Origin of the sequence: Streptomyces albidicamelliae (assembly GCF_025642175.1) — a bacterium.
GTDB lineage: Bacteria > Actinomycetota > Actinomycetes > Streptomycetales > Streptomycetaceae > Streptomyces > Streptomyces albidocamelliae.
Genome location: NZ_CP106795.1, coordinates 5,551,280 through 5,573,248 on the forward strand (window position 1 = coordinate 5,551,280; position 21,969 = coordinate 5,573,248).

Consider the following 21,969-nt stretch of genomic DNA (forward strand, 5'->3'; position numbering starts at 1 on the left):
CGTTTGTGTGCCGACTGTGCGCGGTTCGGCGCAGCGGATTCACCCGTGCGTGTCATCCGGGTTGCCGGGCGGCGGTGTCCGGGGCTTGGACCAGGGCCACCGGAGCCGGCCGCCGGTCGTGTCGTCCGGGTCGTACCGGTACTTCCAGCCCTGGATCAGTCCGAGCCGCTTGCTGTGCCCGCGGGGCACCCGGCGGTAGACGAGGACCGTGGGCGGACCGCCGTCCGGGTCCGGGACGGGGATGCGGTACGTCTTCGGCGGGTGACCGGTGGCGCCGCACAGGACGGGCAGCACGCATCCGTCCATGGGGCCGCCCTCGAAGGGGGTGTTCTGGCTCTTCACGACCTCAGTCTCGGCCTTCCCCGGCGAACGCGCCGACGAGGCCGGCCGTCTGCGGGTCCCGGCCCGCGGTGACCGTGAGCAGGGCCGTGAACTGCTCCACCAGCCAGTCGCGCAGTTCCTCGACCGGGGGCTGCTTGTCCTCGTCCAGCCAGATCAGCGAGGCGGCCTCCACGGCCGTGATCCACATCCGGACGGTCATCCGCAGCCGGGGTCCGGGGTCCGGGACGCCGAGGTGGCTGAAGATGTGCTCGGCGGCGGCCCGGCGCACGCCGTCCACGATGGCGGTCGTCCGGGACGTCTCCACCACGCTCCCGCCCTGGAGCAGTGCGCTGAAGCCGGTGTCGTGCTCGTCGACGAAGGTCAGGTAGCGGTCGAGGGCGTGGGAGAGCCGGGGGAGCAGCGGGCCCTCGCGGGGCTCGTCGAAGCACTGCCGCAGCTCCTCGGCGGCCGACCGGAGCGCGGCCTCGTACAGCTGCTGCTTGCCGCCGGGGAAGTACCGGTACACCAGCGGCCGTGAGACCCCGGCCGCCTCCGCCACGTCGTCCAGGGACACGTCCTCGGGCGCGCGGTGCGCGAAGAGGGAGAGCGCGGCGTCGAGCAGCTGGCTGCGCCGCTCCTCGACACTGAGCCGGCGGTAGGCGGGGGTGGCCGACGGGGTCATGCCCGTCAGCCTAATCGCTGCACCCACCGGACCGACCGCGTCTTCCGGCCCGTCACAGCAGGTCGCCGGCCTCCCGCCGGTCCCCTCGAACCGGCGGCCCGAGGGGCTGCGCGTCCTCCGCCCGGGCTCAGGCCAGCAGCCCCGAGGACTTCCACAGCCGGCGGCCGACGCCCCGCAGGACGCCGATGTCGTCGAGGAAGTCCGTGAGGCGCTTGGCGCCGGTCTGCATGACCTCGCGGCGGTGGCCGCTGGCCTTCACCTGGGCCATGGCCTCGCGCTTGTCGAGGCCGACGTTCGTGTACACCTCGGGGTTGACGAAGGCCACCGAGAAGACGCGCGCGAACTCGCCGGAGGTGACCCGGGTGAACTCCTGGGACCACTTGGGCGCGGTCACCATCTGGCGCCGCAGCTCCTCACGGGCGTACCGGACGTGGCGCGCCTCCTCGACCACGTGGATGCGCGTGACGCCCCGGGTGAGCGTCTGGACGCGCTCGTCGGGGAAGGTCAGCCGCTGCATCCAGTCCAGGACCTCCTCGCCGAGCAGCGTGGCCGTGAACGAACCGGGGGTGGTGGAGATGGTCTTGAAGAGGCGGCCGAGGTTCTGGTGGGCGCGGCTCACCGGGTACCAGGGTGTGCCGCCCCGCGAGATCAGCCGCGCGAACATCTTCGAGTGCCGGCACTCGTCCTCGATCTCGGTGAGCGCGTACCGCACATGGGCGCTCGTCGCCGCCTTGTCGTAGATGTGCCGGACGAGCAGCTGCATCAGGATGATCTCGAACCAGATGCCGAGCGAGGCCAGCGCCGCGGCCTCGTGCCGGGAGAGCAGGATGCGCTGTTCCTCGCTCATCCGCTTCCACATCGGGGTGTCGTACAGCGAGACCAGCTCCGGCGGCCAGAACCACTTGCCCTCCTCGAAGGGCGCGTCCCAGTCCAGCTCCTCGTCCGGGTCGAAGGAGTGCTTGGCGGAGGAGACCAGCAGCCGTTCGGCCACCTGCTCCCGGTCCTTGAGCAGGCCGAGCGCGTCGCGCAGGCCGTCCAGCGCGTCCGCTTCCGTCAGGGTCGTCATGGCTCCCTCACCTCGTTACCCGGGGTACGTCTTCCGCCTCTTATGAGACTGCTTGTCAGCAAGGCCGTCAATCCCCCGCGCACGACTTGTCGGCCGCGCCGGGCCGGCCGGGCCCGTTTCGGGGTGCGGTGCTTTTTCGGTCACCCGGGTGCAGTAGCGTGCTGGCGTGTCCATGCCTCCGCAGCCGCCGCAGCAGCCGTATCCGAACCAGCCGCAGCCTCCCTACGGCCAGCAGCCCCCGCAGGCCGCTCCCGGCCCGTACGGCTCCCCGTACCCGCCGCAGCAGCCCTACCCGGCCCAGCCGGGCGCCCAGCAGCCGTACCCTGCGTGGGGCACGCCGCCCATGGGCCCGCCTCCGAAGAAGCGCCGCGTCGGCCTGATCATCGGGATCGTGGCCGGTGTGGTCGTGGCCGTCGTCGCCGTCCTGGTGGTGCTCGGCATGGTGGCCGAGAGCGGCTTCCCCGAGGCGGAGCACAAGCTGACGCTGCCGCAGACGCTGCTCGACGGCAAGTACCAGCTGAGCAAGGACCTTTCCGGCTCCGAGGGCAAGAAGATCGAGAGCGAGGCCGACGGCGCGTGGGACGCCAAGGACACCCACGGTGTCGTCGGCAGCTACGGCCTCGGCGGTGACGAGAACAAGGGCACCCTGGTGGTGTCGGGCATGTACGGCCGGTTCAAGAACACCGACGCGGCCCGCAAGAACATGATGAAGGGCGCCGCCGAGGGCGCCTCGGCGAAGGTCGCCGTCCCGCCGAAGGACTTCGACCTGGACGTCACCGTCAGCTGCGAGGTGCTGACCCAGGACCAGCTCGGCACGAAGATCACCCTGCCGATGTGCGCCTGGGCCGACGACAACACGGGCGCCACGGTCGCCGAGGTGACCACCGAGGGCGTGACGCAGGACCCGTCGGAGGTGGACCTGGAGGCGCTCGCGAAGCAGACCCTCAAGATCCGCTCCGAGGCGGTCAAGCCGATCGGCTGACCCGCCCGTTCTCCGCGGTCTCCCCGGGCGGGAAGGACGTCCGCAGCGTGAAGGCGTACGGCGTCGGGCCGTGCGCCCTCAGGTGCAGCAGCCGCTCCTCCGCCTCGGCGACCGTCGGGCGGTGGCCGGCCGGCACCCACCACAGGGCGGTCACGGCCTCCGCGAGCCGCTCGAACCACTCCCGGCGCCGGGACAGCAGTTCCCGGTGCAGGCCCTGGTACATGAAGGCCGTCAGCGCGTCGGTGTCCCGCCACACCGACATGTTGACGATCAGCCAGTCGTCCCCGAGGACCGGGACGTCGGTCGCGTTGCCGCTGTCGCCCTGCAACCGCCACACGAACCCGCGCGAGCCGTCCGCCGCCGCGTTCACGGGATCGAGCCCGTCGACGAAGTCCTTCAACTGCGGTGAGTCCAGTGGAAACTTGAGGCGGGCGATGTTTACCTGGGCGAGTTCGTGCGCTGCCGTGTCCGTCATGGCCGAACGGTAGGTCGGCGCCGCTCCCGCCCGGTACCCCGGTCTCACGGACCGAGAACGGCCCGCATCACGTCCCGCGCGATCGGCGCCGCGTCCCCGCCGCCGCTGATCTCGCCCCGGTTCGCGGAGGCGTCCTCCACCACCACCGCGACCGCGACCGCCGGCTCCAGCGCGTCGCGGGCCTGCGCCCAGGAGACGAACCAGGCGTACGGCACACCCGAGTTGCCGATCCCGTGCTGCGCGGTGCCGGTCTTGCCGCCGACCACGGCGCCCGGGATCGCCGCCTGGGTGCCGGTGCCCTCCTCGACCACGCCGGTCATCAGCTCCTTCAGCCGCACGGCCGTGGACGGCCGCATGACCTGCCGTGCCGGATGCGCCCCCGCCCCGGCGACGGTCTCGCCGCCCTGCCGGGTGGTCCGCTCCACCAGGTACGGCGACCGCAGCCGGCCGTCGTCCGCGACGGCCGCCGCGACCATCGCCATCTGCAACGGCGTGGCCCGCGTGTTGTACTGCCCGATCGAGGACAGCGCCAGCTGCGCCCGGTCCACGTGCTGGTCGAAGGTGCTGGGTGAGACCGAGAACGGCACCCGCAGACCGGCGTCGTTGAACCCGAACGCCCGTGCCGTGGCCGCCATGTTCTGCACCCCCACGTCCACGCCCAGCTTGGCGAACACGGTGTTGCACGACCACTCGAAGGCCTCCCGCAGCGGGGCGTCGCGGCAGCCGTCCGCCTCGTTGGTCAGCCGGGTCGTGGTGCCCGGCAGCCGGTACGGGTCGGGGGACTTCGTCCGCGCGTCCAGATCCGTGACCAGGCCCGCGTCCAGCGCGGCCGCCGCCGTGACCACCTTGAACGTCGAACCCGGCGGATAGGTCTGCCGCACCGCCCGGTTGAGCATCGGCTTCTCCGGATCGTGGTTGAGCCGCTCCCACGCCGAGGCGACCGCCTCGCCGTTGCCCGACAGCTCCGCCGGGTCGTACGACGGGCTGGTCACCAGCGCCAGCACCCGGCCGGTGGCCGGCTCGATCGCGGCCACCGCGCCCTTGCGCCCGGCGAGCCCCCGGTACGCGGCCTCCTGCGCCCGCCGGTTGAGCGTCGTGACGACGTCCCCGCCCGGACTCGCCCCGCGCGTCACGTCGTTCCACAGCGGCAGCGGCGACAGCATCGGATCGGTGCCGGCGAGCACCCCGTCCTGGGCGTGCTCCAGGAAGGTCGTGCCGTACATCTGCGAGGCGAAGCCGGTGACCGGCGCGTACAACGGGCCGTCCCGGTAGGTGCGTTCGAAGCGCAGCTGCTCGCCGGTGTCCACGGACCCGGTGACCGGCTCGCCGCCGGCCAGGATGTCGCCGCGCGGCTGCTGGTAACGGGCGATCGTGGCACGGCGGTTGGCCGGGTTGCCGTCGTAGTCGCCGGACTGCACCACCTGCACACGGGCGGCGTTGACCAGCAGCGCCGCCAGCAGCAGGGCGCAGAACGCGCAGGCGTGCCGGATGTACCGGGCCATCGGCCGCCCGCCGCCGTACTCGCTCACGGGGCCTCCTGCCCGTCGTACTGGCTGCGGGCCGAGTCGCTCACCCGGATCAGCAGCGCCACGATCGCCCAGTTGGTGACCACCGACGAGCCGCCCTGGGCGAGGAACGGCATCGCCATTCCGGTCAGCGGGATCAGCCCGGTGACCCCGCCCGCGATCACGAACACCTGGAGGGCGACGATCGAGGCGAGCCCGACCGCGAGGAGCCGGCCGAAGGGCTCGCGCAGGGCCAGCCCCGCGCGGTAGCCGCGCTCCACCAGCAGGGCGTACAGCAGGATGATCGCCGCGAGCCCGGCCAGGCCCAGCTCCTCGCCCGCCGTGGCCAGGATGAAGTCGGACTTGGTCGCGAACCCGATGAGGATCGAGTGGCCGAGCCCGAGACCGGTGCCGAGGACACCGCCGGCGGCGAAGGCGAACAGCGACTGGGAGAGCTGGTTGGGGCCCTGTCCGGCCTCGATGGTGGCGAACGGGTGCAGCCAGTCCTCGATCCGGCCGCCCACGTGCGGTTCGAGACGGCCCACGGCGACGGCCCCGAGCACGGCCAGCACCAGCCCGACCGCGATCCAGCCCGTCCGGCCGGTGGCGACGTACAGCAGCACCACGAACAGGCCGAAGAACAGCAGCGAGGTGCCGAGGTCGCGCTCCAGGACCAGCACGCCGACGCTCAGCAGCCAGATCGTCACGATCGGGCCGAGCACCCGCCCGGTCGGGAACTGCATCCGCCACACCTTGCGGCCGGTGTACGCGAGCGCGTTGCGGTTGGCCGCCAGGTAGGCGGCGAAGAACACCGCGAGCAGCACCTTCGCGAACTCGCCCGGCTGGATGGAGAACCCGGCGATCCGGATCCAGATGCGGGCTCCGTTGACCGCCGGGAACAGGATCGGCAGCAGCAGGAGCACGAGGGCCGCGACCACACAGACGTACGCGTACCGCTGGAGCACCCGGTGGTCGCGCAGCATCAGGATCACGCCGATGAACAGCCCCACCCCGAGCGTGGACCACACCAGTTGGGTGGGGGCCGCCCGGTCGCCCGGGGTCTCCAGGTCCAGCCGGTAGATCAGGACCAGGCCGAGCCCGTTGAGCAGCACGCCGATCGGCAGCGGCAGCGGATCGGCGTACGGCGCCCGGATCCGGACCACGACGTGCGCGAACAGGGCCAGCACACCGAGTCCGGCGCCGTAGACGGCGGCACCCGGGGGGACGGTCCCGGTCCGCGCGAGGCCCACCGCGCAGTAGCCGTACACGGACAGCAGGACGGCCAGCACGATCAGGGCCAGTTCGACGCCCCGGCGCCGGGGCAGGCGTACGGAGGGTGCGGGAGTCTGGGCCGCCGCCACGGTGGTTCCGGCCTTCGTCATGCCCGGAACCTACCTAAACAGGGCGTCTTGTGTGCCGTGCCCACTAGCACCAGCGTGGCGTGGGCCCGACGTTGCGGATGTACCGGGCCGTGCCCCACGCCCAGGTGCCGTCCGTCAGCAGGTACCAGACCGGGGTGCCGAGCACGAAGTCGCCCGTGGTCCTGCAGAAGATCGAGACCGGGTCGCCCTCCGGGACGAACCGGACGCGCCGACTGCCCCGGTCCGGCCGGTCGAGCAGCCACAGGCCGCCCCGCGCGGTGACGACCCCTCGGTACGGGCCGGCCGAACCGCCGTTGCCGAAGCCGTCGAGGCCGCCCGTGCCCGTGAGGCCGTCGAGGCCGGTGAGACCGGCGTCCTGACCGCCGTCGCTCTGCAGGTTGAGGCCCGACCCGTCGTCGCCCGCCCCGTCGTCGGCCGCGGCGGGGACGGCGGCGACACCGGTCAACAGGACACCGGTGGCCGCGGCTATGGCCAGTCCGCGGCCGAGGGAGGAACGCAGGGACATGGGATACCTCCGGGAAAACGGGCGAAGCGGGGCCTATGCCGCATCCTGACCGATTGCCACCCTAGGGGCGCTGACCGCCCGGCGCCCGTCACAGTGGTCCCTTCGGGCGATCGCGGACCCTAGTCCTCCGCGGGCAGCGTCAGCGTCGCGACCGCGCCGCCGTCCACCGCGTTCACGAACGACAGCCGCGCCCCCAGCACCTCCGCCTGCCCGAGCGCGATGGTCAGACCCAGCCCGTGCCCCTTGGCCCCGCCCTCCGTGCGGAACCGCTGCGGCCCGTGCGCCACCAGGTACTCCGGGAAGCCGTCCCCGTGATCCCGCACGGTCACCACCGGCCCGTCCACCGTCAGCACCACCGGCGGGCCGCCGTGCTTGTGCGCGTTGGCCACCAGATTGCCCAGCACCCGCTCCAGCCGCCGCCGGTCGGTCTCCACCCGCGCGTCCCGCACGATCCGCACCTCGGTGTCCGTGCCCGAGGCCCGCACCACCCGCCCGGCCAGCGCGCCCAGCTCCTCGGTGTCGACCTCCTGCCTCTCCCGGCCGGTGTCCAGCCGGGAGATCTCCAGCAGATCCTCGGTGAGCGTGCGCAGCGCCGCCACCCGGTCCCGGACCAGCTCCGTCGGCCGGCCCGGCGGCAGCAGCTCGGCCGCCGCGTGCAGCCCGGTCAGCGGGGTGCGCAGCTCGTGCGCCACGTCCGCGGTGAACCGCTGCTCGCTGAGCAGCTTGCTCTGCAGGGTCGAGGCCATCGTGTCCAGGGCGGCCGCGACCGCCGCCACCTCGTCCTGCGGCCGGGTCGGATCCTTCGTACGGGGATCGTCCACCCGGGCGTCCAGGTCGCCCCCGCTGATCCGCCGGGCCACCCGTGCGGTGCCGTGCAGCCGACGGGTCACCCGGGTCACCGCGAACGCGCCCACCAGCACGGTCGCGCCGATCGCGAGCCCCGCGGACCACAGGATCGACTGGTCGAGCCCGGCGATGGTGCGGGACTGCTGCGAGTAGTCCACCTCCACCGCGAGCGCCCGGTGCCCGGCCGCCGGACCCGCCGCCCACATGATCGGACGCCCCTGGTGCGACGCCACCACCGTGCCGCGCCGGCCGGCCACCGCCAGCGCCCGCAGCGACGCGGGCAGCCCCGCGGGGTCCACCCCGGCGCCCGGCGGCAGCGCGTCACCGGCCTCGAAGGCCTTCGTGGTGTCCTCCAGCCGGGACAGCGCCAGGTCCCGGGCCTGCTCGACGGTCTGGTTCGTCACCGAGACGTGCACGAGTATGCCGAGCAGCGCCGCCAGCGCGCAGCACATCACCGTGATGAACACGGCCGCCTTCACCGCGAGCGTCCCGGCCCACCGGGGCAGCGCGATCCTCACGGCGCGCCCGCCGAGGGACTCGCCGAGGGGCTCGCCGACGGGGACGGCTTCCGGCCGGGCCGGCCGCCACCGGTGTGCAGGTACTCGTCACGGGAGAACGTCATCGCCCGCTCCTCCGGGTCCCACACCCAGGTGGTGCGGTACTCGTAGCCGGAGATGTCCGCCGGGGAGCGCTCGATCAGCTCCCGGCCGGCCAGCTCCACCCCGATGATCGCGTCGTTGTCGGCCAGCACCTGCACCAGCCTGTGGTGCTCGACGGTGTACACCCGCACCGCCGTCTGGTTGGTCGGATACAGCCGGAAGCCGAGCGTCAGGTCCGGCCGGCCGTCCCCCGTCAGGTCCCGGTAGTACGGCTTCAGCAGCGGACACCGCGCCTCGTCGCCGCCCGGACGGCACTCCTTCATGCGGTCCACCGTCGCGTGGTACACGCCCTTCGAGCCGTAGTCGTCCGGATGCGCCTCGATCTCCGCCTCGACGACGTCCACCGGATCGACCTTCCGCAGGTCGTCCCCGGGCACCCGCACCCCCTTCACGACCGCCCTGGTCGCCACGTCGTACGGGTAGGCCGGGCTGGACGCCGGCCTGAGGTCCGGCCAGAGCTTGGCCGGGCTGACGGCGGTCGGGGTCGCGCCGGCGCCCTGCAGCCCGCCGGTGTCCCCGCAGGCGGTCGCCGTCGCCGACAGCAGGGCGAGGACGGCCGCGGCGAGGGCGGTGCGCAGGGGGCGACGGGCAGGCACGGTGCTCCTGGGGGCATCGGGGACGGAGGGGCCCCGTACACCTTAATTCGTATATTCGTAGGGAAGTGTTCTCAGATACCTGGGGAAGTCCTATTTGTTCCCCGGCGGTGGTGCTGGGAGAGAAGGCTACTCGGCCAGTTCCTCCAGCAGCCGCACGGTCGACAGGCCCGCCCGCAGGTACTCCACGAACAGCTCGTTGTGCAGCGCCCACGCCGAGCGCCGGGCGCGGATCAGCTGGATCGCCTCGTCGGGCGACCGGCCGCGCTGACCGAGGGCGTGCGCGACGACCAGCCCCGAGCGGTTGTACCCGTGGTAGCAGCGCACCAGCACCCGGCGGCCCGAGTCCAGCGCCTCGTTCACCGCACGGGCCAGCCGGATCACCCCGGCCAGTTGCGTCCCGTCCAGCGGGCCGTCCGGTATCGGCCACACATGGTGCTCGACGCCCGGATCGGGGCCGTACCCCGGCAGCCGCAGCAGCGACTGCACCACCTCGAACTCGTCACGTACGACGGCGAACTCCAGCCGCCCCGAACGGCCCCGGAACTCGTGCCCGCCCATCCACAGGCCGGGCACGATCTCGCTCCACGGGCGCTCCGGAGCCGGCACGTCGGGCTGCTTTCCGCGGGTCCGCAACGACGCCTCCCCAACTCCCTCGCACAGGGCCGTCATCCAAGGTAACCGCTCTTGCCCCGGGAGCACCCCGCCTGTTCCCATGGTCGAGGGGTGATGGCGCATGAACGGACTGCGTGTGGTGCCGGCCTTCCGGCACGGCCGGGAACGGATCTACGTCTGCCGCCCGGACGGAGACAATGTCGCCTGGTACGACCGCGAGACCGGCCGGGTCAACCTGCTCGACGAGGACCGCGGGGACGACGTGCTCGCGGCCCTGAAACCCTTCCTGACCGGCCCGGTGACCGTCGGACCGCCCCCGGTACCGACCCCCGCGGAACTCGCCCGGCTCACCCTGCACCCGGACGACGACCTGGCGCCCAACCGCCCCGGCGAGGCCCTCCTCGTCGCCCTCGACCGCGACCCCGGCCCCGCCCACCGGCTGCGCCCCGACCCCCGCAGGCGCGCCCTGACCGCCGAGCAGACCGTCGGCGAGGCCCTGGACCGGCTGGAGGGCGCCGGCTGGCACACCCTGCACTCGGTCCCGCTGCCCGGCGGCGACCGCATCCACCACCTGCTGATCGGCCCCGGCGGCCTCTTCGCCGTCCACGCCCTGTACGCCCGCAAGAGCCGGGTGCTGGTCGCCGACCCCATGGTCACCGTGGGCCGCCGCGAACCCGAGCCCGTCCTGCGCCACCTGCGCGCCTGCGCCGACCGCGCCTCCTACGCCCTGACCGCCGAGGTCCACCCGGTCCTCGCCCTGGCCGGCCCGGCCGACCTGACCCTGACCACCGCCCCCCGGGGCGTCCGCGTCCTCCAGGACCCGTCCCTGCCGACCCTGGCCCACGCGGGCGCGGTCCTGAAACCGGCGGACGTGGAAGCGCTGCACGCGATGGCTAGGGACCGGGGGACTTGGGGGAGGGTGTGACTTGGGGGTGTGACTGGGGGGACTGGGGGCTGGGGTGACGGGGTCATTGGGGGCTGGGGTGACGGGTCACTTGGGTGACGAGTGAGTGGAGTGACGGGGTCACAGGGGGCTGGGGGGACGGGGTCACTCAGGTGACGAGGTGACGAGGTGACGAGGTGATGGGGGTGATGGGGTCACTGGGGTGACTCGGGTGATTCAGGTGAGTGGGGTGACTTGGGTGACTGGGGGTGCCGAGGGGGCGGCAGTTCGCGGGGGCCGGGGCGGGGGAAGGGTGTGCAGCTGGGCTCTGGGGTGCGGGGTGCCTCCGGCGGCCTTCACGGCTGAGTGGCCGAGCCTCTGGCGGTCTCTGGGGTGGTGAAGCGGCCCTGCCTCCCGCGGTCTCTGGGGCTGAGCGGCGAGGCGTCTGCCTCGCGGTTTCCGAGCCCGCGGGCTCTGCTTAGCCTGTTGGCCCTGCCGAGCGGAGGGGCTCTGCCGAGCGCAGGCCCGGCCGAGCGCGCAAGCTCTGCTTGTCCTGTACGCCCTGCCGAGCCGACGGGCCCTGCTAGCCCGGAGCCCTGCCGAGCCGGCGGGCCCTGCCTGGCCCGGAGTCCTGCCGAGCCGGCGGGCCCTGCCTGGCCCGGAGTCCTGCCGAGCCGGCGGGCCCTGCCTGGCCCGGAGTCCTGCCGAGCCTGCGGGCCCTGCCTGGCCCGGAGTCCTGCCGAGCCTGCGGGCCCTGCCTGGCCCGGCGCCCTGCCGAGCCGACGGGCCCTGCCGAGCCCGCGGGCCTTGCCTGGCCCGGAGTCCTGCCGAGCCCGCGGGCCTTGCCTGGCCCGGAGTCCTGCCGAGCCGACGGGCCCTGCCGAGCCCGGAGTCCTGCCGAGCGCGTAGGCCCTGCCGAGTTCACGGGCCTTGCCTGGCCCATGAGGGGGCCGTGGGCCCTCCCCGACCGGCTGCGACCCGCCGCGGGCTGCACCGGCCTTCGGCGGCGATCGCCGGCCTCCCGCCTCTCTCCGGGACGCCCGCCGACGGTCCCGGGTCCACCCAGGTTCCGCCGAACCTCGCCGGGACGCCCGGTCCGCGCTCGCGGGCGGCTCGGTCGAGGCCCGGCCCGCCGCCCTCGCCGCCTGACAGCCCTCCTCGGCTCGCCGCTCCGGTCAGGGCGCCGGCAAGGGAGCCGCCCGGTCCCGGTCCAGCAGGGGAGCCATCAGGTCGCCGAGGTCCTGCAGGCGCGGAGCGATGTCGTCCGCCCGGAAGTCCAGCCGGGCGGGATCACGGCAGTCCTCGACCTCCTGCCAGGTCACCGGCGCGGACACCAGCGGGGCGCGGCGGGCCCGCAGCGTGTAGGGCGTCGCCGTCGTCTTGCGGGCCGCGTTCTGGCTCCAGTCGACGAGCACCTTCCCCGGCCTCAGACTCTTCGTCATCCGGTGCACCACCAGCCGGGGCAGTGCCCGCTCGGCCTCCACCGCCAGCGCCTTCGCGTACTCCGACGTCCGCTCCGACGACCCTCCGCGCACCGCAGCGAGCAGGTGCAGGCCCTTCGACCCGGCGGTCTTCGGGTACGCCTCGATCCCGTCGGCGGCCAGCCGCTCCCGGAGCCACAGGGCGACCTCGCAGCAGTGGACGACGGTCGCCGGCGCGCCCGGATCGAGGTCGAACACCAGCCGATCCGCCTCGTCCGGGCTCTGCACCAGCCACTGGTGCGTGTGGAACTCGGTGACCAGGTTCGCCGCCCACACCAGACTCGGCAGGTCCTGCACGACCACCATCCGCGCCGGGGCGTCCGCGGACGACCGGGGGACCCCGGCCGTCGTGACCCACTCGGGCGTACCCGGCGGCACGTTCTTCGTGAAGAACTGCTGGCCCTCCGGACCGTCCGGGTAGCGCAGGAACGACACCGCGCGGTCCCGCAGATGCGGCAGCAGGGCACCGGCGGTGGTCGCGTAGTAGTGCAGCAGCTCCCCCTTGGTGAAGCCGGTCTCCGGATACAGCACCTTCTCCAGGTTGCTGAGCGCGACCCGCCGCCCCTCCACCTCTGTGATAGGCGTCATAAGATGACAATCCCAGACGGACAGGGAAAAACGGGAAAGGAAGGGCGCGGCACGTGCGATCGATATGGAACGGCGCCATTTCCTTCGGTCTCGTCAGCATCCCGATCAAGCTGGTGAACGCGACGGAGAGCCACGCGATCTCCTTCCGCCAGATCCACACCGAGGACAACGGCCGCATCCGCTACCGCAAGGTCTGCGAACTGGAGGAGCGCGAGGTCGGCCAGGCCGAGATCGGCAAGGCGTACGAGGACGCGGACGGCACGATCATCCCGATCACCGACGAGGACCTCTCCCACCTGCCCATCCCCACCGCGCGCACGATCGAGATCGTCGCCTTCGTGCCGGGTGACCGGATCGACCCGCTCCAGATGGGTTCGGCCTACTACCTCGCGGCCGGCGGAGCGCCCGCCGCCAAGCCGTACGCCCTCCTCCGCGAGGCCCTCAAGCGCAGCGACAAGGTGGCCGTCGCCAAGTTCGCGCTGCGCGGCCGCGAGCGCCTCGGCATGCTGCGCGTGGTCGGCGAGGCCATCGTCATGCACGGCCTGCTCTGGCCGGACGAGGTACGCACCCCCGAGGGCGTCGCCCCGGACACCGACGTCACCATCCGCGACAAGGAGCTGGACCTCGCGGACGCCCTGATGGACACCCTCGGCGAGGTCGACCTGGACGACCTGCACGACGAGTACCGGGAAGCGCTGGAGGAGGTCATCGCGGCGAAGGCCGCCGGCGAGGCCCCGCCGGAGGCCCCCGCGCCGGCGGCCGGGGGTCAGGTGCTGGACCTGATGGCCGCCCTGGAGAACAGCGTCAGGGCCGCACGGGAGTCGCGCGGAGCGCCCGCCCCGGGCGGCGAGGCCGAGGTCAGACCCCTGTCCCGGGGCCGGACCGCACCCAAGGAGACGGGCGGCAAGAAGTCGACGTCCACCACGAGGAAGACGGCCGCGGCCAAGAAGGCGGCCCCCTCGAGGAAGTCGACGTCCAAGGCGACCACCAAGGCGACGTCGGGCACGAAGAAGACCACGACTTCGAAGACCACGACTTCGAAGAGCGCGACGGCGAAGAGCGGGACGTCCGGGAACCCGGCCAGGTCGACGGCGGCGACGAAGAAGGCGACAGCCGCGAAGGCGCCTACGGCGAAGGCGACGACGGCGAAGAAGACACCCTCCCGCAAACGCTCGGCCTGAGGTTCCACCGGGAAGTCGCGACTTGCCCCTGCCCGCCACTCCGTGGGTATTACAGTTACCCCCCGTGCGGCGCGTCACACCGCGTCGTGTTCCATGCGGCCGGGGGAGGGGGCGCATTTCCTGCCCGGCCCGCGTCAGTTGGGGGGCACAGTGCAGGAAATGATCAAGGGCTCGAACGTCGCTCTGGCGGCGTTGAGCGAGGACGTCGGTTCGGTGATCGTCGGACTGGGCTGGGGGAGCCCGACCGGCGAGGGCGACGCGGACGTCTCGGTGCTGCTGCTGGACGCCGACGGCAAGGTGCGCAGCGACACCGACTTCTACTTCTACAACAACCCGGTCGCCGCCGACGGAAGCGTGCAACTGCTGGGCAAGACGCCGACCGAGGACGGCAGCGAGGACCGGATCAGCTTCGACCTCACCGCGGTCCCCGCCGACGTGCACCGCATCGTCGTGGCCGCCAGCCGCTACGGCGGAGCGCGCTTCGGCGAACTTCAGGACGTACGGCTCTCGCTGGCCGACGGGACCGGCGAGGACCTGCTGCGGTTCGCCATCGACGACGCCGACTCGGTGAGCGCGATCATCTTCGGTGAGCTGTACCGGCGGGCGGAGGAGTGGAAGTTCCGTGCCGTGGGCCAGGGCTACGCCAGCGGGCTCGCCGGCCTCGCGACCGACTTCGGCGTCGACATCGAGGACGACGCGGCGGCGGTGGAGGCGGCGGCCGGAGAGACGGCCCTGGAAGCGGAGTCCGGTTCCGGTACGGCGGTGACCGGGGAGCAGGACAGCGAGGCGACCGGCGATCCGGCACACCAGGCGGCCCCGGCCCCGAACCCCGCTGCCGGTCCGGCCGCCGCGGGGGCCGCCCCGGAGCCGCTGACCGCGGTGCCGTCCCCTCGCAGACCTGCCGAGGACGGCGAGCCGCCGAAGCGGGTCGCCCGGCCCCGTACCGCCAAGAAGAAGGTCACCCTGCCCAAGGTGGCCAGGAAGAGCCTGGCCGAGAACGAGTCCTGGAGGGAGGCCCGGCTCTTCCCGGTGTCGGCGCTGAAGAGCGACCGCGACCGCGAGACGCGGGCCACCTCGGTGCTGCTGTCGGTCATGGCCCAGGTGCCGGAATTCGGCAGGAGACTCACCGCGGCCTTCGGCGCACCCGCGGGACGCATGGAGACGTTCACCGAGGTCAGCCTCCCGCACGGTGACTCACCGCGACGCCCCGACGGAGTGATCCGCGTCGAGCGTGCCGGGAAGCTGTGGACGGCCCTGGTCGAGACGAAGACCAACGGGAACGCCCTCAGGACGGAGCAGGTGCAGGCGTACATGGACATCGCCGCGCGCCGTGGCTACGAGGCCGTGATCACGCTGTCGAACGACGTCGCCCTGGAGGGCAGCCCGCTCGTCGACGTCAAGATCGACAAGCGGCGCAAGCACAAGGTCGCGCTCCGGCACCTGTCCTGGGCCGAGGTGGCCCACCAGGCGCAGATGCTGATCCGGCACGAGGGTGTCGGCAACGCGGCGCACGCCTGGCTCCTCCAGGAGCTCCTGCACTACCTCCAGCACGAGAACTCCGGCTGCCACGGCTTCCAGAACATGGGCCCGGCCTGGGTCCCCGTACGCAACGGCATCGACGACGAGACCCTGTGCCAGGGGGACCCGCGCGCCCTGGAGGTCGTGGAGAGCTGGGAGCGGCTGGTCCGCCAGGTCTGTCTGGGTCTGGGCGGCGAACTGGGACAGAAGGTGCTGCCCGTCCAGCGCGCGAAGCGGGGGACGGATCCCGGAGCGCGCCGGACCCTTCTCGCCGAGCGGCTCTGCGCCGAGGGACGGCTCGAGGCGGAACTGCGCATCGAGGGCACGCCCGGCGTGCTCGCGGTCACCGCGGATCTCCGGACCGGCAGACTGCGTACGTCCCTCGCGATCCCGGCACCCGAGCAGGGCTACCCCCTCTCCTGGGCGAAACGGCTCGTCCGGACCCTGGCCGAAGCACCGGCGGACCTCCACATCGAGACCCTCGTCGAGGGCGAGACGGGCGGCCCCCGGGGCACCCTCGAACGGCTCCGTCCCGAACCGGCGGACCTGCTGCCGAAGGACGGCGCCGGCATCACCGGCTTCCGCCTGACCCTGCTCAAGGGCATGGGAAGCAGCCGCGGCAACGCCGAGACCGGCTTCATCCGCAGCGTCGACGACGCGGTGCACCGCTTCTACACCACCGTGGCGGCCCACCTGGACCGCCCGGCACCACGCCGCACCCCGTCCAGAGAAGCAACCCCGACGGGCTGACCCCCGGCACCCCGCCCCGGCGGCCGAGGCGCCCGACGCCCGGCCGCCGGCCCCTCACCGACCGAGCAGGGATGATGACAGACCAGCACATCCACGTCGGTGGCCGCCGGGTCGACATCGAGAAGGCGTCCTTCTGGATCAAGGACTACTTCGACGAGACGGCCAACCGGGAGGCCGCGGCTCTCGGTAAGGGACCCGTCTACGCCTATCCCGCCTACGACCGCCTCGCTACGGGCAGCGGGCCGAACGAACTGAACGACGGCGACCTGCTGGCGCCCCTGGTGCTCAACGCGGGGCCGAGCATCAAAGCCGTGTACTCCCTCCAGAGGGTCCGGCCGGCGCTGGAGCGCTCGCTCGGCGAGATACCGACGAACCTCACCCTCCATACCGCCGTCGAGAAGGGCACCCACACCAAGCTCCTGGGCGACCTGGTGTCCGTACTGGACCCCTTCGGCGCGCTGCCGGGCGTACAGCTCACCACGCTGGTGAAGGTCCTCCACCGCAAGCGGCCCCTGCTCATACCGCTGTTCGACGACAACGTAAGACGGTGCTACTGGACGCGAGAGCCTACGGCCGGCTATCCCATGACCCGCGTACGCAACCGGCGGGACGCGGAGTTCTTCCCCCTGCTCGCCGGCTTCATCGACGCCGACCTGGAACGCCAGAGGGAGGACTGGACCGTCCTCGCCTCTCACGCGCCGGCCGACACGACTCTGCTGCGGGTCTTCGACGTCGTGGCATGGCGCCTCGGACGAGGTGACGCCGGGAGGTGACGCCGTACGGCCGTACAGAGGGCGGCCGGGAAATGACGTGGAAGAGCGCGGTCGTGATCGGCGACTTTTGACAGGCTTGGGCCATGTCAGCCACGCCGACCGAGCCGGACACGATCGAGCTCACTACCGAGGAACTCCAGGGGATCACGGGCTTCGCGGCGGAGTGCGCGCGCAGAGTGCTGCCGATCTTCGAGCGGAGTCTCCCCGGCGACTCCCGCCCCCGAGCCGCCGTAGAAGCCGCGCAGGCCTTCGCCGACGGCGGCCGGCGCACGCAAGCACTGCGGACGTGCGCCTGGGCGGCGTACAAAGCGGCGGGTGAAGTGACCGGTGAGGTGACCGGTGAAGCGGCAGACGGTGTCGCCGGGGAAGTGCCCGGCGGAGCGGCCGCGGCCGATGCCGCGCGGGCGGCGAGTCACGCGGCCGCCGCCGCGTACCTGCATCCCAAGGCCAGCGCGCACCAGGTCAAACACATCCTCGGCGCGGCAGCACACGCGGCACGAGCCGAGGAACTGGCGTCCGGAGGGGGCCGAGATGGCACCGGACAGACCCTCGCGTGGGCACGTCACCACGCTCCACCGGCGGTCACCGCGGTGCTGGGCCGCCTGCCCGCCGCACCTCCCGGAGGAGGCCGCGTGGGAGAACTCATCCGCGACCTGGACACCGCACTCCGCGCCTGAGGCCGCTCGTCCGCCCCCGCGTCGGCGGACCCCACCGCACGCCGAGGTGGGAGGCACAGGCACGGCCAACCGCGCGGAAAACGAAACGGCCCCCGAAGCGTACGGCCGCCGCACCCGATCGGTGCGGCGGCCGCTGCTCCGGGGGCCACCGGCCGGTGCCGGCGTACACGCCCTGAAAGCGGTCGGGCGGTCAGCCCTTGACGTGCTCGTTGTCGGCCGGCGACTCGGCGTCCCGCTGGCCCGGCGTCTCGGCGTCCCGCTGGCCCGGCGATTCGGCGTCCCGCTGGCTGGGGATCGCCATGAGCGCCCGCACCGCCATACCCGCGCGGTGCTCCTCGGCCTTCGCGCACAGCGCACGGGAGGCGTCGTTGAAGCGGACCACCGACGGCGGGTCGGACGGACCGAGCAGGTGCTCCTTGAGCTCGGTGCGGGCGGCCGCGTACGGGTCGTTCTCGGGGTTCCGCACGGACTCCAGCAGCGCCGGCATCCCGGAGGCGTCCGGAGTGAGGACGGCACCCGCGCGCACGGTCGGGAAGGTGGTGCGGAAGTCCCGCTCCGGCAGACCGCTGGTGTTCGTCACCGCGTACGGCTTCCCGCTCGCCAGGTAGTCCGAGATCACGCTGGAGACGTCGCTGATCAGCAGGTCGGCCACGTTGAAGCAGGCGTAGACGTTCGGCCGCGCGTCCGTGACGATCAGGTGCTCCCACGCCGGGAACGAGTCCCAGTACGCGGTCTCCCACGCGGCGGTCGCGGCGGCCACGGCCGCGGCCCGGCCGGTCTCCGGCACCGCCTGGAGCAGCATCCGCTCGGCGTCGTCCGCGCTGTCCCGGAACGAGGACGTGGTCAGCCGGTCCAGCTCGGCGGTCCGCCGCTCCAGCTCGGCCGCGGCGGAGGCCGCCGGGCGCTCGTTCGCGTGCTCCGCGGCACGGGTCGCGACGGCGGCGCGGATCATCTCCTGGATCCGCAGGTTCGCGGCTCCCGCGCGCGGCTCGACCGAGCCGGTCAGCGGGTGCGGCTTGTAGAGGAGCCGGACGCCCGGGTCGGCCAGCAGCGAGCGGACGATGTTCTCGCCGGCCTCGATGACCGAGGTGTTGCCGGGGTTGCCGTCCCAGCCCTCCCACGTGGGGGCGTAGAGCACCGTGGTGTACGAGCCCGTCGGCGCACCGGCGTACGGCTTGATCACGTCGAGCTGCGGGCGCCCGATCTCCACGATGTCCTTGTCGTCGACGCCCACGTTGGCCAGGGCGTACCGCTCGCGCGCCGCGGGGCCGGCCACCCACACCTCGTCGTACGCCTTCGCGTACGGGTTGCAGCTGGAGAGCTTGTCGCTCTCGCCGTGGTTGACGAAGGCGTGCTTGATCGTGGGGATCCGCAGCACCTGCGAGGTCTTGCCCGAGTTCGACGGGTGGATCAGCATCTTCAGCGTGGACTGCTCCAGCCGCATCACGTCGGCGACCTTCGGCAGGCACACGATCGGGATGTCCGTGGACGCGATCTTGCGCATCATGAAGCGCTCACGCAGCACGATCAGCGGGCGGCCCTCCAGCCGGGCCAGCGGCTCCAGCCACATGTTCGCCTGGTAGGCGGAGCTCGTGCCGCCGGAGAAGTACATGCCCACCGTCGGCTGGTACTCCGCGAGCCAGGACTCGAACCACTCCAGCGCCTCCTCGCTCGTCACCGGCTTGCGGCTCGACCGCAGCCGCGCCGCCAGGACGGCGATGGCCGCCAGCGCGAGGACCGCGGACAGCCCGATGCCCGCGGCGGCCGCCCAGCCCGAGTCGGCGATCGCGGCGACCAGCAGGCCGGCCGTCGCGGGCAGACCGAACACGAGGAGCCGCTGCCCGGAGCGGCGCATCAGCAGCGCCGGGGGAGCGGGGCTCAGCCGCAGGGGCGAGGCGTCGATGTTCCGGGTCAGGATCGGCAGGGTGCGGCTGCGCCGTACGACGATCGCCAGGGCCTGCGACGCGAAGTGCAGAGCGTAGAAGATCAGCAGGCCGCAGGCGAGAGCCATGTACTTCGTCTCGTAGTCCTGGTCCTCTATTCGGATCAGGCCGGTCACGAGCAGAAGATCACGGACTGCCTGGCGCACGGTCACGGTCGCATGAAGCTTCCCGAGAGTCGTGGCCATGCCCCGCTGCCACCGGTGCAGAGCGAGGTCCGCCGCCAGTCCTACGGCGGTGGAGGCCACGAGCAGGGGGACGCTGGGGAGGAGCGCACCTGCCGCCTGAGCGGCGAACGACAGGGCGATCACCGTCGGCAGGAAGAGGCGTACCGCTGCGGCGCGCAACCGAGCGGAAGGGGGGGACGCTGACACTTAGCGGGCTCCAGGCAACTCAACATCCACGGGCACTGACTGCTGACTGGCGCGATTCGGATGGCCGCGGGCCGCAAGCCGATGCGTACGGATGTTCATCTAGAAGGTGGTCGGACTTTACCTGCATCGTCGCGTTCTTGGCACTCTGGGTGAGACGTAACCCATGAATGGCCGGTTCCGAGCAGCCTCCACAACTACGGCCACGCAGCCCCCGCTTACCCTCGCCGATCGGCTGCATGCCTGGTCAGACACGACGACGTCCCGGCCACGGTCCCGAGAGGGAGAATTTCGTCACCGCGACCGCCTGCCGCCGGTCTCGACGCCCCGGTCGCCCAATTTTCACACGCGCTGCACGGGCTCGTTTCGCCGCGTGTGAGACCGAGTGAGCGGGACGCTTCTCTCGGTGACAAGTGACGCCGGCCATACCCCGCTCAGGCGCCTGCTCCTGATCGCGCCTTGCGTGCCTGGCGGAAGTCGAGGAAGGAGAGGGCGACGACCAGCAGGGGAACGATGATCCACAACAGGACGACGCGCAGCCGGCCGTCGGTCAGGACGGCGACCAGCACGACCGCGACCATACTGCCGACGAACCCGAAGAACTGCCGGTAGGACCGAAAGCCACCCCTCAGAGCCGCGCTCGAGGCACCGGGGGCGTCGTCCTCCTCGGCGAACGCGGCCCGCACGGGGTGCCTGTCCCCGTCCCGCCGAGCCTGCGACCAGGCGAAGAACCACCGACCGAGCGCATAGAGAACGAACGTGCCGAGGAAAATCCACCACTCGGTGGCACGGCGGGGGGGGGAGTAGACGGTTCCGGGTGGGCGCGGGGAACGGCTCTGTGTATGCGGCTCTGTGTATGTAGGGGGACACGGGGGTGCGCGGGGCGGTGCCTGTCGGAGCCGGCAAGGGACGCTGCCCGGGGAGCCGATCCCACGGCCGAGAGCCTGGTAACTCCTACACGGAAGGAGGCGGCGGCGGCGACCGAGGCGGCAGCGGGAGGGCGCCCGCCAGGACCAGCGATGCGACCGCGCGAACGCCCGGCACGCACATCCGGTACGACCACTTGAACGCCCGGGACGCACATCCGGTACGACCGCTCGAACGCCGGGGACGCAGATCCAGCCTGACCGGGACGAGGCCGGATCTGCGTCCCGGGCGTCGATCAGGGAAGCCGCCGCCCCATCTTCGCCGACCGCCGGTTGTACCCCTTCGTGTCCCACCACTCGTCCAGATGCGCGTGCACGAGGTGGACGAGCTGCTGCAGCCGGTCGGGAGGAGGCGCGGGCGAGGTGAGCACATCCACCCAGGACTTGTCGTCCAGGGGCAGAGAGACCACCCAACGCTCGTCGGGGTGGCCACGGCGGCCCACGGTCAGCTGGTACGTCAAGGTCATGCTCCGGTCCGGACGGTGCTCGACCGACATCTTCACGACGTCGAAACGGACCTCGTCGACGGTGACGTACGAGCGACTCAGGGCCTGCTCGGCCGGTGTACGTTCCTCCACGGAGGGATCATCCACCTTTCACCTCGGCCCGCGCGTCGGCACGGCATCTAGCAGGCAACAGCACCGGCGACGGCCGGCTGGTCGACCTTGTAGGCCGTCAGGAGGTCGTTGTTGCCACCCGGAGTACCGAGGATGGTGCGGAACTTCTCGATGCGCGGGCACTGATTGGCGTAGGTGGAGTACCCACCACGGCCGTTGGGGTCACCGGACCCGATGGCGGCACCGATCTTCCGGTCCATCGAGCTGTTCCAACCGTGCCGCAGCTTGATGTGCTTCCAGCCCCACGTGGTCGTGCCACAGCGCAGGGTGTAGAAGGTGGGCGGACCGACGGGCACGCGACGGTAGTACTTCTTCAGGACATAGGTACGGCTGTGGCTCCGACACTTGGCGTCGAAGCTGCTGGCGGCCGCGGAGACGGTCGCTCCGGAGCCGGACGTCGAGCCCGAGGCCGGGGCAGCGGACGCGGAACCGGCGGCCGGGATCAGCAGGGCCGACGCGACGGCGGCAGCGGACAACGCTGCCTTGACGGGTGTACCGAAAAGCATGTGTTCCCCTCCACGTCCCCGTGGTCAGCTGGGAGTTGACGCGGTCGCCCCGACGGGCCCCGCGGCCTCATAGTTCCACCGCCAACTGCACACCCGTCAAACGAAATACGCGCGGGCTCTCCAGGCA

At 72.2% G+C, this 21,969-nt stretch carries 21 protein-coding genes; 6 read left to right on the plus strand and 15 right to left on the minus strand.

The window, feature by feature from the left end:
* Window positions 1-39: 39 nt before the first annotated feature.
* From N8I86_RS25510 to N8I86_RS25520, 3 genes are all read right to left on the minus strand, one after another.
* Window positions 40-342, minus strand: a complete 303-nt coding sequence (locus tag N8I86_RS25510) for a hypothetical protein (RefSeq protein ID WP_263278784.1) — start codon at window positions 340-342, stop codon at window positions 40-42.
* A gap of 4 nt (window positions 343-346) precedes the next feature.
* Complete coding sequence (locus N8I86_RS25515) at window positions 347-1,003, minus strand: TetR/AcrR family transcriptional regulator (RefSeq protein ID WP_123436697.1); 657 nt, start codon at window positions 1,001-1,003, stop codon at window positions 347-349.
* Window positions 1,004-1,130: 127 nt separating this feature from the next.
* Window positions 1,131-2,069, minus strand: coding sequence for an AurF N-oxygenase family protein (locus N8I86_RS25520; protein ID WP_073889486.1), 939 nt, complete (start codon window positions 2,067-2,069; stop codon window positions 1,131-1,133).
* A 166-nt stretch (window positions 2,070-2,235) separates the two neighbouring features.
* Here N8I86_RS25520 and N8I86_RS25525 point away from each other — a divergent pair, with 166 nt between their 5' ends.
* Window positions 2,236-3,051 carry a hypothetical protein gene (locus N8I86_RS25525; protein WP_263278785.1) on the plus strand — a complete coding sequence of 272 codons (816 nt, stop codon included), beginning with the start codon at window positions 2,236-2,238 and terminating at the stop codon, window positions 3,049-3,051.
* On the opposite strand, the gene N8I86_RS25530 is transcribed toward N8I86_RS25525, so the two are convergent.
* From N8I86_RS25530 to N8I86_RS25560, 7 genes are all read right to left on the minus strand, one after another.
* Window positions 3,035-3,526, minus strand: coding sequence for a DUF3291 domain-containing protein (locus tag N8I86_RS25530; protein ID WP_073889489.1), 492 nt, complete (start codon window positions 3,524-3,526; stop codon window positions 3,035-3,037). The genes N8I86_RS25525 and N8I86_RS25530 overlap by 17 nt on opposite strands.
* Before the next feature lie 44 nt (window positions 3,527-3,570).
* Complete coding sequence (locus N8I86_RS25535; protein WP_107423632.1) at window positions 3,571-5,028, minus strand: penicillin-binding transpeptidase domain-containing protein; 1,458 nt, start codon at window positions 5,026-5,028, stop codon at window positions 3,571-3,573.
* A gap of 23 nt (window positions 5,029-5,051) precedes the next feature.
* Entirely contained in the window at window positions 5,052-6,413 is a 1,362-nt protein-coding gene (locus N8I86_RS25540) for an FtsW/RodA/SpoVE family cell cycle protein (protein ID WP_073889492.1), read from the minus strand.
* 43 nt (window positions 6,414-6,456) lie between these two features.
* Window positions 6,457-6,918: a hypothetical protein gene (locus N8I86_RS25545; protein WP_073889494.1), complete on the minus strand. Its 462-nt coding sequence runs from the start codon at window positions 6,916-6,918 to the stop codon at window positions 6,457-6,459.
* A 119-nt stretch (window positions 6,919-7,037) separates the two neighbouring features.
* Window positions 7,038-8,282: a sensor histidine kinase gene (locus N8I86_RS25550; RefSeq protein WP_073889495.1), complete on the minus strand. Its 1,245-nt coding sequence runs from the start codon at window positions 8,280-8,282 to the stop codon at window positions 7,038-7,040.
* The gene (locus N8I86_RS25555) at window positions 8,279-9,019 is read right to left on the minus strand and encodes a hypothetical protein (RefSeq protein ID WP_073889497.1); all 741 of its coding nucleotides are present in this window, start codon (window positions 9,017-9,019) and stop codon (window positions 8,279-8,281) included. Before N8I86_RS25555 ends, N8I86_RS25550 begins: the two co-directional genes overlap by 4 nt.
* Window positions 9,020-9,145: 126 nt before the next feature.
* The gene (locus tag N8I86_RS25560) at window positions 9,146-9,652 is read right to left on the minus strand and encodes a protein-tyrosine phosphatase family protein (RefSeq protein WP_073889498.1); all 507 of its coding nucleotides are present in this window, start codon (window positions 9,650-9,652) and stop codon (window positions 9,146-9,148) included.
* A 100-nt stretch (window positions 9,653-9,752) separates the two neighbouring features.
* On the opposite strand from N8I86_RS25560, the gene N8I86_RS25565 reads away from it, so the two are divergent.
* The gene (locus N8I86_RS25565; RefSeq protein WP_073889500.1) at window positions 9,753-10,556 is read left to right on the plus strand and encodes a nuclease-related domain-containing protein; all 804 of its coding nucleotides are present in this window, start codon (window positions 9,753-9,755) and stop codon (window positions 10,554-10,556) included.
* A gap of 1,133 nt (window positions 10,557-11,689) precedes the next feature.
* On the opposite strand, the gene ligD is transcribed toward N8I86_RS25565, so the two are convergent.
* Window positions 11,690-12,583, minus strand: a complete 894-nt coding sequence (ligD, locus tag N8I86_RS25570; protein ID WP_263278786.1) for a non-homologous end-joining DNA ligase — start codon at window positions 12,581-12,583, stop codon at window positions 11,690-11,692.
* A 53-nt stretch (window positions 12,584-12,636) separates the two neighbouring features.
* Here ligD and ku point away from each other — a divergent pair, with 53 nt between their 5' ends.
* From ku to N8I86_RS25590, 4 genes are all read left to right on the plus strand, one after another.
* Window positions 12,637-13,764 (plus strand): non-homologous end joining protein Ku, encoded by a 1,128-nt coding sequence (ku, locus tag N8I86_RS25575; RefSeq protein WP_263278787.1) that lies wholly within the window; start codon window positions 12,637-12,639, stop codon window positions 13,762-13,764.
* Between the two features lie 159 nt (window positions 13,765-13,923).
* Window positions 13,924-16,032 carry a TerD family protein gene (locus N8I86_RS25580; RefSeq protein ID WP_263278788.1) on the plus strand — a complete coding sequence of 703 codons (2,109 nt, stop codon included), beginning with the start codon at window positions 13,924-13,926 and terminating at the stop codon, window positions 16,030-16,032.
* A 71-nt stretch (window positions 16,033-16,103) separates the two neighbouring features.
* Window positions 16,104-16,805: a DUF6308 family protein gene (locus N8I86_RS25585; protein ID WP_263278789.1), complete on the plus strand. Its 702-nt coding sequence runs from the start codon at window positions 16,104-16,106 to the stop codon at window positions 16,803-16,805.
* An 83-nt stretch (window positions 16,806-16,888) separates the two neighbouring features.
* Window positions 16,889-17,482 (plus strand): putative immunity protein, encoded by a 594-nt coding sequence (locus N8I86_RS25590; RefSeq protein WP_263278790.1) that lies wholly within the window; start codon window positions 16,889-16,891, stop codon window positions 17,480-17,482.
* Between the two features lie 190 nt (window positions 17,483-17,672).
* Here the strand turns inward: N8I86_RS25590 and N8I86_RS25595 are convergent, their stop codons facing one another.
* The 4 genes from N8I86_RS25595 to N8I86_RS25610 all read right to left on the minus strand — a co-directional run bounded on the left by N8I86_RS25595 (window position 17,673) and on the right by N8I86_RS25610 (window position 21,842).
* Window positions 17,673-19,769, minus strand: a complete 2,097-nt coding sequence (locus N8I86_RS25595; RefSeq protein WP_260147806.1) for a CDP-glycerol glycerophosphotransferase family protein — start codon at window positions 19,767-19,769, stop codon at window positions 17,673-17,675.
* Window positions 19,770-20,227: 458 nt separating this feature from the next.
* Entirely contained in the window at window positions 20,228-20,479 is a 252-nt protein-coding gene (locus N8I86_RS25600) for a hypothetical protein (RefSeq protein ID WP_263278791.1), read from the minus strand.
* Between the two features lie 476 nt (window positions 20,480-20,955).
* Window positions 20,956-21,297, minus strand: a complete 342-nt coding sequence (locus N8I86_RS25605; RefSeq protein ID WP_263278792.1) for a hypothetical protein — start codon at window positions 21,295-21,297, stop codon at window positions 20,956-20,958.
* A gap of 47 nt (window positions 21,298-21,344) precedes the next feature.
* On the minus strand, window positions 21,345-21,842 hold the full coding sequence (locus tag N8I86_RS25610) for a hypothetical protein (protein ID WP_260147803.1): 498 nt from the start codon (window positions 21,840-21,842) through the stop codon (window positions 21,345-21,347).
* Window positions 21,843-21,969: the final 127 nt, after the last annotated feature.